Here is a 17,645-nt window from a genome sequence, read left to right as displayed (position 1 = left end):
TTTATCCCAGCTCAATATCACTGTCCGGAATACAGCTGCAGCTCAGAATAGTGCCGTCAGCACGTACGGCGCTCTGTTTTAACGGCCTGACGGTGCCGGCGACCAGCGTGACTCTGCAGCTGCCGCACAGCCCGGCCCGGCAGGAGTAGGGAATACGAAACCCGGCCATCTCCAGCTGCTCCAGTAATACCTGCTGATTATCTCCCTCAAAACGCCGGCCCTGACAGGTAATGGTGACGCTGGCAGGCGCGCCTGTCTCTGCTGTCAGCAGAGCTTCACTCTTGCCGGCACCGTAGGCGCGCGGGGTATGGCGTTCCAGAATCGTCACGCTGTCGCCGCTACGGATCAGCCCGCTGTTCAGGGCGATCAGATTCAGGCCAAAATCGATATCACCGCTGCTATCCTGCGCGCTGCGAAAGCCCTGCAGCGTGGTCAGCGGCTCACCCGCCGGATGTTTCTCTCCATTCTCCGTCCCGATAGTAGTAAATACGCAGCGGCTGCACGGTTTCGGCACGACAAACTCAACGTCACCGATTTGCAGCCGCTTCCAGCTATCTTCATCCCAGGCGGGGGCACCGCTGACCACCAGGTTAGGGCGAAACTGCTCTACGCGTACGCCAGCCGGGCAGCGCTGCTGCAGATCCTGCATCGACGCCATATTGACCAGCAGAAACGGATAGCCGTCGGCAAAGCCGAGCGGCACGGCGTCAAAGCGCTTTACGCGCCGCGTCGGCGTCTCACCTGTCCAGCGCAGCTGTACCGGACGCGGAAAATAGTCGCTCAGCCAGCGGTTAATCGCTTCCGGCGCGATGCGGGCAGTAAAGGTGTTGCCCCAGACAACGGTTTCGCTCTCTTCTGCTGCAAAGTCGGCATAGCGGATCAGCGCCTGCTGACCGTCCGGCGCGTTAATCAGCAGGCCATCCGGCAGCACAACCGGCGTAAAACGCACCAGTTGCGGAAACTGCCGGGCGGTGATGAACGTTCCGTCAGGCTCGGTGATCATAAAGATGCGATCAAATGCCAGACCGCTCTGCAGCACCTGTGCATGCGACTGCTGCAGGCCGCGCATCGATTTGACCGGGTGAATATAAAGACGGGATAAGGTAATCATCATCGCTCCTTGCAGACAAAAAGAAGCTAACTTTATGACATAGGACGCTGATTCGCTATAATGCGCAGCAATTTTAGCAAGAGTATAAGTGACGATATGAATTCTCTGTTTGCCAGTACGGCGCGTGGGCTCGAAGAGCTGTTGAAAACTGAGCTGGACGCGCTGGGCGCGCAGGATTTGCAGGTGGTGCAGGGCGGCGTCCACTTCCGTGCCGACGATCGCGTAATGTATCAAAGCCTGCTGTGGAGCCGTCTGGCTTCACGTATTTTGCTGCCGCTGGGAGAATTCGGTGTCTGGAGTGACCTCGATCTCTATGTCGGCGCGCAGAGTATCCCCTGGGCTGAGCTGTTTGACAGCGAAACCACCTTTGCCATCCATTTCAGCGGCACCAACGACGTCATCCGCAACAGCCAGTTTGGCGCGCTGCGAATTAAAGATGCGATCGTTGACTGCTTTACCCGTCAGGATCTGCCGCGCCCCAGCGTGGATCGCGAGCAGCCCGGTATTCGCATTAACGCCTGGCTGAATAAAGATCGCGTCAGCATCGCACTGGATCTCAGCGGCACCGCGCTGCATCAGCGCGGCTATCGTCAGCAGACCGGTCAGGCGCCGCTGAAAGAGAATCTGGCGGCTGCCATTGTTATGCGTTCCGGCTGGCAGCCGGAAACGCCGCTGCTGGATCCCATGTGCGGTTCCGGCACGTTGCTGATTGAGGCGGCCTTAATTGCCTGCGATCGCGCGCCGGGTCTGCTGCGCAGCCACTGGGGCTTTAGCCGCTGGAAGCAGCATAACGCAGCGCTATGGCAGGAGCTGCGCAGCGAAGCGCTGCAGCGCGCGCGGGCTGGCACCGCAGCCGCCCAGGCACGCTTCTTTGGTTATGATAACGATGGCCGCGTGCTGGAGTGGGCGCGCGCTAACGCGCGTCGTGCCGGCGTCTTCGAGCTTTTCACCTTTGCGCAGCAGGATGTGCTGAAGCTGAGTAATCCGCTTGACGATAAAAGCGTGACCGGAACGGTGCTGAGTAACCCGCCTTATGGTGAGCGTCTGGAGAGCGAGCCGGCGCTGATTGCGCTGCACAGCCAGCTGGGCCGCATTATGAAGCAGCAGTTTGGCGGCTGGAATCTGTCGCTGTTCAGCGCCTCACCCGATCTGCTGAGCTGCCTGCAGCTGCGCGCGGAGCGCCAGTTTAAAGCGAAAAATGGCCCGCTGGAGTGCGTGCAGAAAAATTATCAGCTGGCGGCGTCCGGTGCGGCTGGCAGCGCGCAGATTGCGGAAGATTTCGCAAACCGCCTGCGCAAGAACTTGAAGAAGCTGGAGAAATGGGCGCGTCAGTCGGGCATTGAGTGCTACCGCCTCTATGATGCCGATCTGCCGGAATACAATGTTGCAGTGGATCGCTACGCCGACTGGGTGGTGGTGCAGGAGTACGCGCCACCAAAAACCATCGACGCGGCCAAAGCGCGCCAGCGGCTGTTTGATGTCATCAGCGCCACGCTCAGCGTGCTGGAGATCCCGGCTAACAGGCTGGTGCTGAAAACCCGCGAGCGGCAAAAGGGCAAAAATCAGTATCAGAAGCTGGGAGAAAAGGGCGAATTCTTTGAAGTGCAGGAGTTCAATGCCCGGCTGCTGGTTAATCTTACTGACTACCTTGATACCGGCCTGTTCCTCGATCACCGTATCGCGCGGCAGATGCTCGGCCAGATGAGTAAAGGTAAAGACTTCCTGAACCTGTTCTCTTACACCGGCAGCGCCAGCGTGCACGCCGGGCTGGGCGGGGCAAAATCCACCACTACGGTTGATATGTCGCGCACCTACCTTGAGTGGGCGGAGCGCAACCTGCGTATTAATGGTCTGACCGGCCGTCAGCATCGCCTGCTGCACGCCGACTGCCTGAGCTGGCTGCGTGAAAGCGACGAGCAGTTTGACCTGATTTTTATCGATCCGCCGACCTTCTCCAACTCCAAGCGTATGGAGGCGGATTTTGATGTGCAGCGCGATCATCTGATGCTGTTGCAAAACCTGAAGCGCATGCTGCGTCGCGGCGGCACCATTATGTTCTCCAACAACAAGCGCGGCTTCAAAATGGATCTGGAGGGCCTGCAACGACTCGGTCTGCAGGCGCAGGAGATCACGCAAAAAACCCTGTCACAGGACTTTGCCCGTAATCGTCAAATTCACAACTGCTGGCTGGTCAGCCACGCCGGTAAGGAATAATTTATATGTCGTTGATCAGTATCCATGGTGCTTACCTCTCATTCAGTGATGCACCGCTGCTGGATAATACCGAACTGCACATCGAAGAGGGCGAACGCGTCTGTCTGGTGGGCCGTAACGGTGCCGGTAAATCCACATTAATGAAAATCATCAACGGCGAACAGCCGCTGGATGATGGGCGTATCATCTATGAGCAGGACCTGATCGTTTCGCGCCTGCAGCAGGATCCGCCGCGTAACATTACCGGTTCGGTGTATGACTTTGTCGCTGAGGGCGTGGCCGAGCAGGCGGAGCATCTCAAAGCCTATCACGCCATTTCGCACAAAGTGATGGAGGATCCGAGCGAGAAAAACCTCAATGAAATGGGCCGGCTGCAGACGATTCTCGATCACCAGAATCTCTGGCAGCTCGACAGCCGTATCAACGATGTTCTGCAGCAGATTGGTCTGCAGGCTGATACAGAACTCTCTTCGCTCTCCGGCGGCTGGCTGCGTAAAGCGGCCCTGGGCCGTGCGCTGGTCAGTAACCCACGCGTGCTGATGCTGGATGAGCCTACTAACCACCTCGATATTGAAACCATCGACTGGCTGGAAACGTTCCTGAAAACCTTTACCGGCAGCATCGTGTTTATTTCGCATGACCGCTCGTTTATCCGCAATATGGCGACGCGCATTGTCGATCTCGATCGCGGCAAGCTGGTCTCCTGGCCGGGAGATTACGATCAGTTCCTGGTGGGTAAAGAGGAGGCGCTGCGGGTTGAGGAGATGCAGAATGCTGAATTTGACCGCAAGCTGGCGCAGGAAGAGGTGTGGATCCGTCAGGGGATCAAGGCGCGTCGTACCCGCAATGAAGGCCGCGTGCGGGCACTGAAAGCGCTGCGTCGTGAACGTTCCGAGCGTCGTGACGTGATGGGCAAAGCCAATATGCAGGTCGGTGAAGCGGCCCGCTCCGGTAAAATTGTCTTTGAGCTGGAGAATGTAAACTACGGCGTGGAAGGCAAAACGCTGGTTAAAGACTTTTCAGCCCAGGTCCAGCGCGGCGATAAGATTGCGCTGATTGGGCCTAACGGCTGCGGAAAAACCACGCTGCTGCGCCTGATGCTGGGGCAGCTGAAAGCGGACAGCGGGCGGGTGCACTGCGGCACCAAGCTTGAAATTGCCTATTTCGATCAGCATCGCGCTGAACTTGATCCGGACCGGACCGTGATGGATAACCTCGCGGAAGGCAAACAGGAAGTTATGGTCAACGGCAAACCCCGTCACGTACTGGGTTACCTGCAGGACTTTCTGTTCCATCCGAAACGTGCCATGACGCCGGTACGCGCGCTGTCGGGCGGAGAGCGCAATCGCCTGCTGCTGGCGCGGCTGTTCCTGAAGCCCAGCAACCTGCTGATCCTCGATGAACCGACCAACGATCTGGACGTTGAAACGCTGGAGCTGCTGGAAGAGCTGGTCGACGGATATCAGGGCACCGTACTGCTGGTCAGCCACGATCGTCAGTTTGTGGATAACACCGTTACCGAATGCTGGATATTTGAAGGCAACGGCGAAGTGGGCGCGTTTGTGGGCGGCTATCATGATGCGCAGCAGCAGCGCGCGGCGTACAAACAGACGCGTGTTGCCCCGACGGTTTCCGCGCCGGTGAAAACGGCTGAAAAAAATGAAACCGCCAAACGCAGCGCAGGCAAGCTAAGCTATAACCTGACGCGTGAACTGGAACAGCTGCCGCAAAAGCTGGAGCAGCTGGAAGCGCGGATTGGTGAGCTGCAGGCGCAGATGAGCCATCCCGATTTCTTCAGTCAGCCGCATGAAAAAACGCAGCCGGTGCTGGATACGCTGGCGCAGACGGAGCAGGAGCTGGAAACCGCCTTTGCCCGCTGGGAAGAGCTGGAAGCGCTGAAAAACGGCGCATAACACAGAGGAAAAGGGCATGTGCGCAACGTCGCCACAGGCGCAGCAGTGGATGCTCTGTCCACAGTGTGATTTAACCGTCAGGCTGCCCGCTGTGCCGGCGGGCAGCCGTGCCCGCTGCCCGCGCTGCCATACGCAGCTGCTGGCTAACTGGCATGAACCGCGCAAGCGTCCAACCGGTTATGCGCTGGCGGCGCTGTTTATGCTGGTGCTGGCCAATCTGTTTCCGTTTATCGATATGCACGTCGCCGGTCTCTCCAGCCGCATTACGCTGCCGGAGATCCCGCGCGTCATGGTGCGGGAGGATTACCGCAGCCTGGCTTCCCTGTTTCTGCTGTTTGTGCAGGGTATTCCGGCTTTCTGCATGGTGACAATTTTGCTGCTGGTCAACCGGATTGCTCTGCCGCACCCGCTGCGGCGGGGACTGGCGCGTATTCTTTTTCAGCTGCGCAGCTGGGGCATGGCAGAGATCTTTATGGCCGGCGTGCTGGTGAGTTTCGTCAAGCTGATGGCGTATGGCGAGATCGGCTTAGGCAGCAGCTTCTGGCCCTGGTGCCTGTTCTGCCTGCTGCAGCTGCGCGCGTTTCAGTGTGTGGATCGGCGCTGGGTCTGGCAACAAATCGACGCGCTGCCCGCGCTGCCGTTTAAGCCGCAGGCGGGAAAAAGTGGTCTGCAGCAGGGGCTGCGCAGCTGCCCCTGCTGTACAGCTATTCTGCCAGCGACGCAGCCGCGCTGCGATCGCTGCGGGGTAGCCGCGGCACCGCGCCGCAGACATAGCCTGCAGTGGACGCTGGCGCTGCTGCTGACCTCCGTTATGCTCTATATCCCGTCTAATATTATGCCGATCATGGTGACGGAGACGCTGGGTTCCCAGTATCCCTCAACGATCATGGGCGGCGTTATCCTGCTGATGAGCGATGGTTCCTGGCCCGTTGCACTGGTGATTTTTATCGCCAGTATTATGGTGCCCTCGCTGAAAATGGTCGCTATTGGCTGGCTCTGCTGGCACGCCAGCGGGCGCGGCCAGCGGGATGGCGAAAAAATGCATCTGATCTACGAAGTGGTGGAGTTTGTTGGTCGCTGGTCGATGATCGATGTGTTTGTTATCGCCGTGCTCTCTGCGCTGGTGCGCATGGGACAGCTGATGAACGTCTATCCCGCACCGGGCGCGCTGCTCTTTGCCCTGGTGGTGATATTGACCATGTTTGCCGCTATTACATTCGATCCGCGTCTGATTTGGGATCGCCAACAGGAAACTGAACGTAAGGAGTCGCGTCTTGACGGACAACAATCACGGGACTGCTAAGGTCGATCAGATCAAACGCTGGTCGCCAGTCTGGATCGTACCCATCGTTACGCTGTTGATCGGCGGGTGGATCCTTTTTTACCACTTCAGCCACCAGGGGCCGCTGGTGACGCTGATCACCGAAAACGCCGAAGGCATCGTGGCGGGTAAAACCACTATCAAAAGCCGCAGCGTGGATGTGGGCACCGTAGAGAGTGCGGTGCTGACTGACGATTTGCATCACGTCGAGATCACAGCCCGTCTGAACGCCGGCATGGAGAAGCTGCTTTATAAAGACAGCGTGTTCTGGGTGGTTAAACCGCAGATTGGACGCGAAGGGATCACCGGTCTTGGCACACTGCTTTCAGGCGCCTATATCGAGCTGCAGCCCGGTGCAAAAGGCGAACAGCCGGAGCATTATCAGCTGCTCGATTCACCGCCGCTGGCGCCGCCGGATGCGAAAGGGGTCCGCATTGTGCTCGACAGCAACAAAGCGGGTCAGCTCAATCCGGGCGATCCGGTGCTGTTCCGCGGTTACCGCGTCGGCACGGTGGAAACCAGCACCTTCGATACTGACAAACGTATGATGACCTATCAGCTGTTTGTCACTGCGCCTTATGACCGGCTGGTGACCACGAATGTGCGTTTCTGGAAAGACAGCGGCATTGCCGTTGATATGTCTGCTTCGGGGATGCGCGTGGAGATGGGCTCACTGACCACGCTGTTTAGCGGCGGCGTCAGCTTTGACGTACCGGATGGCTGGGATCTGGGTGAGGTCGCACAGAACAAAGCGGATTATCATCTGTATGACGATCAGCGCAGCATTCAGGATTCACTCTATACCCGACACACTGATTTCCTGATGTTCTTCAGTGATTCGATTCGCGGCCTGCAGGTGGGTGCACCGGTTGAGTTCCGCGGTATTCGTCTGGGAACCGTCGCGCAGGTGCCTTATATGATCCCGGGTATGGACCAGGCGCTGAACACAGATTATCGCGTGCCGGTGCTGATTCGCATCGAACCCGATCGCTTTACCGCACGACTGGGCAGTGATTTTAATCTGGAGCAGCATCTGCAGGATGGGAAGAAACGTGGCCTGCGCGGCACGCTGAAAACCGGCAACCTGCTCTCCGGCGCGCTGTTTGTCGATCTCGATTTCTACGATAAAGCGCCAGCCTATAAAGGACCGAACAGCGTAGCAGGTCTTGAGGTGATCCCTACCGTCAGCGGTGGTCTCAGCCAGATCCAGCAGAAGCTGATGGCGGCGCTGGATAAGATCAACGCGCTGCCGCTTAATCCGATGATTAATGAGGCGACCGGCACGCTGAAAGAGAGTCAGCGCACGCTGCGTCAGCTGCAGAATACGCTGAATAATCTGAACCAGCTTACCGGCAGTCCGGCAATGAAAACATTGCCTGCTGATATGCAGCAGACGCTGCGTGAACTCAACCGCAGCATGAAAGGGCTGCAGCCGGGATCGCCAGCGTACAATAAACTGGTGGGAGATATGCAGCGGCTTGATCAGGTGCTGCGTGAGCTGCAGCCAGTGCTGAAAACGCTGAATGCGAAAAGCAATGCCCTGGTATTTGAAGCGAAGCCAGGCCAGGATCCGCAGCCAAAGAGGGCGAAACAGTGAAAAAAGCCATCATCGCAGGAGCTATGTTGCTGCTGGCAGGGTGCAGCACAACCATCGACACCACCTACTATCAGCTGCCGGCAGGCAGCAGTACGGTACGCGTCGCCAGCAGCGCGGGCAGCAGCCAGCCGATGCTCTGGGTGGAACATGTGAACGTGCCTGATTATCTGGCAGGCAACGGACTGGTTTATCAGACCAGCGATGTTAAATATGTCATTGCCACCAACAATCTCTGGGCCAGCCCGCTCGATCAGCAGCTGCAGCAGACGCTGATTACTAATCTGAGCCAGGCGCTGCCGGGCCGCGTGGTCGCCGCGTCACCGCATGGAGAGGGCTACGATACGCTTAACGTCAGCGTAAGTGGGTTTCAGGGACGTTACGACGGGCGGGTCGTGGTCAGCGGTGAATGGCTGCTGCAGCATCAGGATCAGCTTATCAAGCGCAGCTTTAGTGTGACGTTGCCGCAAAATGAGGATGGTTATGATGCGCTGGTCCGCACGCTGGCTGCAGGCTGGCAGCAGACCGCACAGCAGATCGCAGACAGTGTGGCTTCGCTAAATTAGGAATTGGTTTAGATAACTGCTAAGTCCCTGATTCTTCGTAGCAACGTTGCACCGGAGATCGGGGGCTTTTTTTTGCCTAATCAGAAACATAGACACTGCTTTGACATTTCTTTATGTCGTTTTAACGGCAAAACCGTGACGCTGGCGTGAATTTTGCGCATTGCTTTTTCTGCGCATTGGGGTTAGAACTTTACTGTGGCTGAACATTAATTCGCCACTCTTTCTTTCCACCAGATTCCACCAGACCTGAAATGAGGGAAACGCGGTATGAAGAGACAGAAGAGAGACCGTTTAGAACGTGCACATTCACGCGGTTATCAGGCCGGCATTACTGGCCGCTCTAAGGAGCTGTGCCCCTATCAACTGATCGATGCGCGGTCTCACTGGCTGGGAGGCTGGCGTCAGGCCATGGAGGACAGGTCGGCGGTGGCGTAGCCCTGCCGGATGTCAGCAAAGGGAAAACCTCCGCCGCGGCGGAGGTTTTGTTAAGCAGGATCAGAACGCAGAGGTATCTTTAAACAGACCGACTTTCAGATCGGTAGCGGTGTAGATCAGATTACCGTCAACAAAGACTTCACCATCTGCAACACCCATCACCAGCTTGCGGTTGATTACGCGCTTGAAGTGAATTTTATAGGTCACTTTTTTCGCTGTTGGCAGCACCTGACCGGTAAACTTCACTTCGCCCACGCCCAGCGCACGGCCTTTGCCTTCCGCGCCTAACCAGCCGAGATAGAAACCAACCAGCTGCCACATGGCATCCAGGCCCAGACAGCCAGGCATAACCGGATCGCCTTTGAAATGGCAATCGAAGAACCAGAGGTCGGGGCGGATATCCAGTTCAGCTTCAACAAAACCTTTGTCGAAGTTACCGCCATCTTCGGTCATTTTGACCACACGGTCCATCATCAACATGTTGTCAGAGGGCAGCGGTGGCCCATTTTCGCCGAACAGTTCGCCGCGACCTGAGGCAACCAGGTCTTCTTTGCTATAGGATTCGCGTTTATCTACCATGTTCTCAATATGCCTTCTTTTAGTGAAGCCCGAATATTAGCGAACAGTTGTACGCCGGGCAATGCCCCTATTTGTGGTTAAACCAGTTAAGCCAGCGTAACGGCCACGGGCGGGGTGCAGATTCCTGCTGGTTAAACTGCGTAATGCGGGTCTGAATCATAGTCAGCAGCGATTCACCGCTCTCGCTCTGCCACGCCACGCCGGTCAGCAGCGGCAGGGCTTCATCGATACGGTCAATTGCCCACAGATGAAACTCTCCTGCTTTCACCGCGTCAACGATCTCCTGACTAAGACTGAGATGACGCACGTTAGAGGCAGGCAGAATGACGCCCTGCTTACCGGTCAGCTCACGCGCCTGGCAGACATGAAAAAAGCCTTCGATTTTTTCGTTGAGGCCACCGACCGGCTGCACATTGCCAAACTGATCAACAGAGCCGGTCACCGCAATCTGCTGGCTCAGCGGCTGATTAGCCAGCGCGCTGATTAATGCGCACAGCTCAGCCAGCGAGGCGCTGTCACCATCCACTTCAGAGTAAGATTGCTCAAACACCATCGAAGCGGAGAAGGGCAGTGGCTGATCGAGTTCCAGCTCAGCAATCAGATAGGCCTGCATAATCATCATGCCTTTGGCATGAATATTGCCGCCCAGCTCAGCTTTACGCTCCACATCGTTGAGTTCGCCATCGCCCGGATGCACCACGCAGGTAATACGTGACGGCTCACCCCAGGCACGCGGGTGCCCCGGAAACTCAATAACCGACAGGCCATTGATCTGTCCGATAACCTCGCCATCTGTTTCAATCATGATCTGATTTAGCAGGATCTCATCGCGCATGCGTTCAGTAAGGTAGTTTTCCCGCCACTGGCGTGCTTCAAGCGCCTCCGTCAGCGCTTCACCATTGATGATGTCGCCGTGCAGGGCGGCCTCATGCAGCTGTCGCCTCAGCCAGCGCGGACAGAGCGGCAGCGTATCCTGATCGCCGGTAAAACGTACCGCTTCCGTCAGCAGCGGTGGCCAGAAATCAGCCTCCGGAGCATTAAGGTCTGCCCGTGCTGCCTGCGTCAGAACCCACTGACACCAGTTGAGCATATCGCTCTCATCGGCAATCTGCAGGTTCTCTTCAAACTCACTGTAGAGCGCCATTTCGTGCACTTCGGCATCCAGCTCCTGAAAGCTGGCCAGCGCATCGCGATCGCCGCACAGAACCAGGCGGACGCTGAGCGGCAGAGCTGGAATTGTCACCGGCAGGGGCTGTCGCTCATCCTGCGAATACCACTCAAACTGCTGCAGTTCGATACACCGGCGCAGGCGCAGCCAGAGCAGGGGCTGTGCCAGCAGCGTATTGATAGACAGGATCAGCGTGCCGCCGTTGGCGCGATGCAGCAGCCCGGGCTCAGGCATCACGCGATCCTTATACTGACGCACGCAGCCAAACAGCTGCTCTGCTTCGATCCAGTCAGCATAAAACACGCCGCCGCTACTGGTAAAAGGACGGTTGATATCTGAAGGCGGCAGCAGCGTAACGGTGTCGCCCATCACATGATAGTCACCGCCATAGAGCTGCCCGGCATCAGGCTGAAAACGCCGTGCGGCCCCGGCAATCCAGGCGAGATAGTCGCTATTTTCCTGGCTGCGTAACAGTAGCAGCGGAAAACCCGCAGACTGATGGTGTAAATGCGCCAGCGCATTCAGCAAACGCGGCTGAACCGCGGCAAGGCTATCGCTATCTTTCAGTGAAACCGTTGAAAAGAGGGTCTGCCAGGGGGTGCTATCTGGCTGCAGGGCTTGCCACGTAAGTTGGTTGCTGGTCAAAATATTCGCATTAGTCTGATTTAGGAAAAGCGTGATTATACAGGATACAACCGGGTTTATCACGGCGAGTTCCGGTAGTGAATGTGACAGGAGCAACATGTTTTTCGTTGCTGCATCGCGCAAAAAAGCTGTTATTCTTAAGTTGTTACGTGGTCACGGTGGGATTCCGATGAAATACCAGCAGCTTGAAAATCTGGAAAGTGGATGGAAATGGAAATACCTGGTGAAAAAACATCGGGAGGGGGAGCTAATCACCCGCTATCTGGAGCTCAGCGCGGCACAGGCTGCGGTTGACGCGCTGCTTGCGCTGGAAAATACGCCGGTTGAGGTGAACCAGTGGATTGCGCAGCATATTCATCCGGGTCTGGAAAATCGCCTGAAGCAAACCATACGTGCCCGCCGCAAGCGTCACTTCAATGCTGAACACCAGCATACGCGTAAAAAATCTATCGATTTAGAATATCTGGTGTGGCAACGGCTGGCGGGCCTGGCGCAGCGTCGCCACTGCACGCTCTCTGAGACAATTGTACAGCTGATTGAAGATGCCGAACGGAAAGAGAAATATGCCAGTCAGATGTCTACGTTAAAGCAGGATCTGCAGGCCATCTTAGGCAGCGAAGAGAACAAAAAGTAAGCAGATAGCAGAAACAAAAAACCCCGCCGGAGCGGGGTTTTTTTACGCGATAACTTAAGCCTGTGGCTGAGTTACAACGTCTTTGATGCCTTTCACGTCGATCTCAACGCGACGGTCTGGACCCAGGCAGTCGATCAGGGCATTACGGCCTTTCACGCTGTCACAGGTGTTGCCAGTAACCGGGTTGGATTCGCCCATGCCACGTGCAGAGATTTTGTTAGCCGGGATACCTTTAGATACCAGGTAGTCGACAACAGACTGAGCACGTTTCTCAGACAGTTTCTGGTTGTACTGGTCTGAACCGATGCGATCGGTAAAGCCCAGAACTACAACGGAACCATCTTTAGGATCCATTGAGCTCAGCTGGCTGTACAGCTGATCCAGAGCCTGCTGGCCTTCTGGCTTCAGGGTAGATTTGTTGAAGGTGAACAGCACGTCAGATTTCAGAGTGAAACGCTTGGTTTCAACAACCGGAGCTGGTGCCGGAGCTGGTGCAGCGATTGGTGCAGCAGCTTCATCCTGACCGAAGCGGTATGCAACGCCTACGCTCAGCATGCCGTTGTCTGGACGCGCGCCAACGGTACCTGCATCACCAATGTTGTTAACCCACTGGTAATCCAGACGGGTTGCCCAGTTCTTGGTCACTGCGTATTCAACACCCACTGCAGCCAGCGGAGAAACGCCGGTGTCGTGGTCGCTGCGGCGTTCGCCGGTCAGAGTGTTGTTCTGGGTAGAATCTGCACGCCATACCATGCCACCCAGACGGGTGTACACGTCAAGGTCATCAGCAATCGGGTAGCTCAGTTTAGCTGCCAGCTGAACGCCCTGCGCTTTGAATGCGCCGTTGATGTTGTCGCCTTTGTTAGGCATACGGCCCAGCCAGTCATAGCCCAGCTCGAAGCCCAGGTATGGGTTCGCCTGATAGCCCAGGAAAGCACCTGCGCCCAGCTGAGATTCGTGAGTTGGACCGTCGTTGTTCGCGTAACCGTTACCGTAGTAACCAGTATCGTGATACTGAGACCAGCCCAGTTTAGCACCGGTGTACCAGGTGTCATCTTTAGGAGCGGCCTGCGCTACGGTAGCGAAGCCAGCCAGTGCCACTGCAATTGCGATAGCTGTCTTTTTCATTTTGCGCCTCGTTATCATCCAAATAGGCAATGAGCAAAAAGGTTGCTCTTGGTTGTAATCCTTCGCCGGGTCTGAACGCTCGCTTATGACTCTACCGAAAAAACGGAGGTTATTGAGCACCCTGGCGAGCTAAAGTCTACAACGAGATTGAAAACTTACAAGTATGATGTGAGGTGAGCAGGTAAAAAAACAGGTGTAAATACACACATTTTAACAATTGACGGGGCAAAATTTTCGGTCTGTAAATAGAGAATTGCAGCTAAGCCCTTGTCCTGACTGGCGGGAACATTATCAGTAGCTTAGCGGCAACAGGCCGGAAAAAAAAGCTGAGATAAATCTCACTTTTTACTTAATGAAACAAATCCGAGGGAATTTTTGTGCTTCCGGGTTGTCTGGCAGAAATGATATCAGCTTCTTCCGGGCGCATAATCAGACCCAAAGCTTCGCCTTCTTCTGCTGCCTGCTGCAGCATCTGACGCTCATTCTCTTGCAGTTCACAGGGTATCCAGGCCAGCACTACGCTGTAATTTCCGGTACGCAGCGCTTTCGCCATGTTCTCAACCGTACTGATCCGGTTTGATTCAGTAATATGCATACTTTTCTCAAGCGGCAGACCAGACTGCTGGATCCAGCGGCGGCTGACTTTATGCGCTGGCGTCAGCCAGAGCTGCCAGCGTGACTGTTCGCTCAGCTGTTTGAGCACCGGAAGCAGAAGCAATTGCATCATGCCAGGATGCTCACTGTAGCGTAATTCCGTTATACCGCCCATTGACGGCTGAACTGCAGTGGAAGGCGCTAACCAGGAGGAACGATCAACAGGGCCAGAGAAATGCGTGCGCATAATATACTCGCTCAGTAGTGAACTGGATGAATGTACAGTACTGTTTAAATTAACAGAGATCAACTTCATTTTCTGAAAATGTCTCTCAAAACTGGCAGAAGATGGCACCAAAAGCGTTTTATTCGTTGAATCAGTAAATCGTTTTTTTTATCTTCTAACTAAATGAATAGTCACTGTTTTATAGGAAATACCCTGCACAAGGAATGAGGGAAAGGGACATGATGAAGCGAAAAAATGAGGTAGTAGAACAATCGATCGACGCCCTGTCGGTTCTGGGAGATATAGAGTCGCGTACGCAGTTTGGCGGCTATGCGCTGGCCATTGAGCGCGTGGTATTCGCCTATATTGATAATGACACGCTCTACCTGCGCGCCAGTGAGGCGCTGCGGCTTTATGCCGTTCAGCGGCCGCTGGAGCCGCTGGTTTACCGTAAGCGCGGCATCCCTGTCACCCTGAGCTACTTCAAAGTGGATCAGCAGCTATGGCAGGACAGGAGACAGCTGATCCGTTTGTCAGCCAGCTCCCTGCAGGCGGCACAGGCTGATGCCGCAGTAAAACATATTTCGCTGCGGCTCAAGGATCTTCCTAATCTCAGTTTGCGTATGGAGCTGATGCTGCATAAAGCGGGGATCAGCTCGGTGGAATCGCTGCAGGAGATGGGGTCACGACAGAGCTGGCTTAAGCTGCGCAGCGTCAACAAGCATGTCGGGTTGAAAACGCTGCTGGCACTTGAAGGGGCGATCTCTGGCCATCATCAGGCGGCGCTTCCGGCTGACGTAAAAGAGGCGCTGAGCAGCTGGTACCAGGAGCGGCTACGCCGGTAAACCCGGGAGCCGCTGTTACTGTTTCAGGCCTGCGCCAGGGCGCGGCGCAGGCGAGCGATCTCAGGCAGCAGTGTGATCAGCAAATCGAGCTGCTGCAAAATCAAAGGTGCCTGGGCTTCAGTACTGGTTTTCAGTTCGCCAATGCGCTGCTGAAGCGTATGTTGCATCGCGGCTACCCGATCGTTCGTCACGCACTCAATCTGTAAAACATCCTCAACAAAACAGACGGCGTCATCAAGCAGCGTGAGCAGTTTCCCCGGTGTTAAGCGGGTGCGATGTGCGCCCAGCGCTGAGATATAGCTCAGAAACGAGTGATTAAGGCAGAGCAGTCTGAAGGCGTGCTCCCGCAGCGTCTGCTCTGCCCGGCGTTCACTGTTTATATTCGATACCACAGAGGCGAGTTCAGCGTCAGCGTTGTGCGCATCCCGGCGTACGACCCGGTAAGCCAGTCGGTTATCTTTGCCCTGATGATACTGTTCCATGATGGCATCCAGATAGCGGCAGTTAGCATTCAGCGCGCGATCGGCTATTGTGGTGAGCTTGCGAAAACGCCAGTCAGGCCAGACAAACGCCACCGCCAGCCAGGCAAGTCCGCATCCCAGAAGCGTATCAACAATACGCGGCAGGGCCACGTCAAAGCCTTCACCCAGTAAATTGAAGCAGAGCAGTACCAGCAGGGTAATAAACAGCGTGGCCTGCGCATACTGAATCTGACGGAAAGCAAAAAACAGCACGCCGCTGAGGACGATCAGCAGCAGCTGCCCCTCCACCGAGGGCACCAGCCACAGCACCGGCAGCCCGATTGCCACACCTGCCAGCGTCCCTCCGATACGCAGCGCCAGCCGGCGACGCGTGGCGTTATAGTTGGGCTGACAGACAAACAGGCTGGTAAGCAGTATCCAGTAACCGCGCTGCAGCCCGGTAATCTGAATAAAGGCATAACCTATACAGAGCACCAGCGACATTCGGATGGCGTGGCGAAACAGCGGAGAGGCGGGCGTAAGGTGACGGCTCAGACGCAGACGTATATCGGACCAGCCACGCAGCGTGTCACGCGAAAGATGGTGCTCACTCTGCAGCGGCGTCTCAAACAGCTGCTGTTCTGAAGCAAGCGAAGCAAGTTGCGCATCAATGGCGCGCAGATTACGCAGTAACCAGGAGAGCGGGGCGGTATGTCCGGCATCCGGGTCGCTTTGCTGCAGGCGCTCAAGGGCCGTCTCAAGGCGCGCAAAAGCACGCTCGAAATGGCTGCTGTGATGCCAGCGCTGGCGCAGTACGATCGTTTCAGCCAGCTGGCGACACGCCTGCGCCTGCATATTCAGCAGACGCTGAAAACGGAACAGGATTTCGTTGTAACGCCAGTTATTTCGCAGCTGATGATACTGTATGTGCGAAGAGCTGGCGCGCTCATGAATATCCTGCGCCACAAAATAGTAATGCAGGCTGCGGCGGGTACTGCGCGAACCCCGATCGCCGCGCAGCCGGCTCTGAATGGTATTTTTAGTCTGATTCAGCTGCGCGACTAACTGGCTGTTAGCCATTGCGGTGGCAATCAGAGCGGCATCATCCTGCTCACCGCCGTCCGGATCAAACAGGTTTGCTTTCGCCTCAAGATAACGTGCCAGCTGGGAAAAGCTGGCCGCCAGCTGCTCCTGAACGGGTCGCACCGGAAACATCAGGTGGCCAATAAAGGTCAGCAGGTTGTACCAGAGTGCTCCCGTCAGCAGCAGCGCGGGCTGCATCCACCACTGTGGAAAGAGCCCGATACCCAGCATGGTATATACCGCAATCAGCAGGGCACCAAACGCGATGGTCGCGTAACGCTGGCCAAGCGCGCCCAGCAGGATAAATCCCCAGCTTGAGAGCGCCAGGCCGGCAGTGAACGCCCAGGGTCTGGGGAAAAGCAGCTCAACGGAGACCGACGCGATACAGAAGCAGCACAGGGTGATGATCAGATTGCGCAGACGGCCTGTCCAGCGGTCGTCAAGATCGGCCAGCGCGGCAGCGACCACCCCCAGCGTAAGCGGAATGGTCCACTCTACCTGCTGCAGCCACCAGGGAAACGCAGCGCAGCCCGACAGCGCCAGAAAAATACGCAGCAGATAGCGCAGGCTGCTGTTAAACAGATAGCGGCGCCAGGCGGGCATAGCGTCGGACATAAACCGGATCCTCAGTAGCGGCGGCGCGCGTTAGCTTCACGCGCTGCCTGTGCCTCTTCCACGCTGACCACCCGACGGCCAACCGGCCAGAGTGAAATCGCAGCCAGCTTAAAGTGCGCCAGCCCGGTGGGAATACCGATAATGCTCAGACACTGCACGATTCCGGTTGAGATATGCATTACGCAAAGCCACCAGCCAAAGAAAATAAGCCAGAAGATGTTCAGAAATGTACCGCCAGCGTTGAGAAACGCACTTTTGCTGTCAGGACGCAGTACATCAACGTGAACCGCTTCATTGCCGAACGGAACCAGCGAAAGTTTTGTGATTTCCCAGCAGGAGCGCGTCAGCGGTAGCGTAAAAATCAGCACAATGCTGACCAGCGTGGCAAAGAGCCAGCCAAGCGTAGTGAGAAAGCCGCCAAGGATAAAATTCAGAATATTAAGTACGGTGCGCATAACGCGTTTTTCCTTTTGCAATCCGCAATATGTGCCGCCAAGTTTAGCCTGTTTTAAG

At 56.2% G+C, this 17,645-nt stretch carries 15 protein-coding genes; 8 read left to right on the top strand and 7 right to left on the bottom strand.

Features of this window, described 5'->3' with window-relative positions; translation table 11 throughout:
• Window position 1: 1 nt before the first annotated feature.
• Window positions 2–1,111, bottom strand: a complete 1,110-nt coding sequence (locus FS690_RS05175) for a YcbX family protein (protein ID WP_104084740.1) — start codon at window positions 1,109–1,111, stop codon at window positions 2–4.
• 96 nt (window positions 1,112–1,207) lie between these two features.
• On the opposite strand from FS690_RS05175, the gene rlmKL reads away from it, so the two are divergent.
• The 6 genes from rlmKL (at window position 1,208) to rmf (ending at window position 9,154) form a co-directional block, all read left to right on the top strand.
• Entirely contained in the window at window positions 1,208–3,325 is a 2,118-nt protein-coding gene (rlmKL, locus tag FS690_RS05170; RefSeq protein WP_145339157.1) for a bifunctional 23S rRNA (guanine(2069)-N(7))-methyltransferase RlmK/23S rRNA (guanine(2445)-N(2))-methyltransferase RlmL, read from the top strand.
• A 5-nt stretch (window positions 3,326–3,330) separates the two neighbouring features.
• Window positions 3,331–5,238: an ABC transporter ATP-binding protein gene (locus FS690_RS05165; protein WP_039383636.1), complete on the top strand. Its 1,908-nt coding sequence runs from the start codon at window positions 3,331–3,333 to the stop codon at window positions 5,236–5,238.
• 16 nt (window positions 5,239–5,254) lie between these two features.
• A complete protein-coding gene (gene pqiA / locus FS690_RS05160; RefSeq protein ID WP_145339156.1) occupies window positions 5,255–6,541 on the top strand; it encodes a membrane integrity-associated transporter subunit PqiA in 1,287 nt (428 codons plus the stop codon).
• Window positions 6,513–8,156 (top strand): intermembrane transport protein PqiB, encoded by a 1,644-nt coding sequence (gene pqiB, locus FS690_RS05155; RefSeq protein ID WP_039383639.1) that lies wholly within the window; start codon window positions 6,513–6,515, stop codon window positions 8,154–8,156. The genes pqiA and pqiB overlap by 29 nt, the downstream gene beginning before the upstream one ends.
• Window positions 8,153–8,719, top strand: coding sequence for a membrane integrity-associated transporter subunit PqiC (gene pqiC, locus FS690_RS05150; protein WP_094111461.1), 567 nt, complete (start codon window positions 8,153–8,155; stop codon window positions 8,717–8,719). Before pqiB ends, pqiC begins: the two co-directional genes overlap by 4 nt.
• A gap of 267 nt (window positions 8,720–8,986) precedes the next feature.
• A complete protein-coding gene (rmf, locus tag FS690_RS05145) occupies window positions 8,987–9,154 on the top strand; it encodes a ribosome modulation factor (protein WP_071668711.1) in 168 nt (55 codons plus the stop codon).
• 60 nt (window positions 9,155–9,214) lie between these two features.
• Here rmf and fabA read toward each other — a convergent pair whose 3' ends face one another.
• The gene (gene fabA, locus FS690_RS05140; protein ID WP_039383641.1) at window positions 9,215–9,733 is read right to left on the bottom strand and encodes a bifunctional 3-hydroxydecanoyl-ACP dehydratase/trans-2-decenoyl-ACP isomerase; all 519 of its coding nucleotides are present in this window, start codon (window positions 9,731–9,733) and stop codon (window positions 9,215–9,217) included.
• A 67-nt stretch (window positions 9,734–9,800) separates the two neighbouring features.
• Window positions 9,801–11,645, bottom strand: a complete 1,845-nt coding sequence (locus FS690_RS05135) for a Lon protease family protein (protein WP_145339155.1) — start codon at window positions 11,643–11,645, stop codon at window positions 9,801–9,803.
• A 70-nt stretch (window positions 11,646–11,715) separates the two neighbouring features.
• On the opposite strand from FS690_RS05135, the gene matP reads away from it, so the two are divergent.
• The gene (gene matP / locus FS690_RS05130) at window positions 11,716–12,180 is read left to right on the top strand and encodes a macrodomain Ter protein MatP (protein ID WP_139074201.1); all 465 of its coding nucleotides are present in this window, start codon (window positions 11,716–11,718) and stop codon (window positions 12,178–12,180) included.
• Window positions 12,181–12,234: 54 nt separating this feature from the next.
• On the opposite strand, the gene ompA is transcribed toward matP, so the two are convergent.
• Together ompA and sulA are read right to left on the bottom strand one after the other, a co-directional pair.
• Window positions 12,235–13,308 carry a porin OmpA gene (gene ompA, locus FS690_RS05125; RefSeq protein WP_039383647.1) on the bottom strand — a complete coding sequence of 358 codons (1,074 nt, stop codon included), beginning with the start codon at window positions 13,306–13,308 and terminating at the stop codon, window positions 12,235–12,237.
• Between the two features lie 349 nt (window positions 13,309–13,657).
• On the bottom strand, window positions 13,658–14,149 hold the full coding sequence (gene sulA, locus FS690_RS05120; RefSeq protein WP_104084744.1) for an SOS-induced cell division inhibitor SulA: 492 nt from the start codon (window positions 14,147–14,149) through the stop codon (window positions 13,658–13,660).
• A gap of 221 nt (window positions 14,150–14,370) precedes the next feature.
• Between sulA and FS690_RS05115 the strand changes: the two genes are divergently transcribed.
• A complete protein-coding gene (locus FS690_RS05115; RefSeq protein WP_145339338.1) occupies window positions 14,371–14,973 on the top strand; it encodes a TfoX/Sxy family DNA transformation protein in 603 nt (200 codons plus the stop codon).
• 23 nt (window positions 14,974–14,996) lie between these two features.
• On the opposite strand, the gene yccS is transcribed toward FS690_RS05115, so the two are convergent.
• Both yccS and FS690_RS05105 read right to left on the bottom strand, forming a co-directional pair.
• Window positions 14,997–17,132, bottom strand: a complete 2,136-nt coding sequence (gene yccS / locus FS690_RS05110; protein ID WP_145339154.1) for a YccS family putative transporter — start codon at window positions 17,130–17,132, stop codon at window positions 14,997–14,999.
• Between the two features lie 11 nt (window positions 17,133–17,143).
• Window positions 17,144–17,587, bottom strand: coding sequence for a YccF domain-containing protein (locus tag FS690_RS05105; RefSeq protein ID WP_094111457.1), 444 nt, complete (start codon window positions 17,585–17,587; stop codon window positions 17,144–17,146).
• Window positions 17,588–17,645 lie beyond the last annotated feature (58 nt).

It is taken from the genome of Pantoea sp. PSNIH1, from assembly GCF_007680655.1.
GTDB lineage: Bacteria > Pseudomonadota > Gammaproteobacteria > Enterobacterales > Enterobacteriaceae > Pantoea > Pantoea eucrina.
Note: the sequence above shows the minus strand (reverse complement) of the source record. Positions and strands in the feature narration are given on the sequence as shown.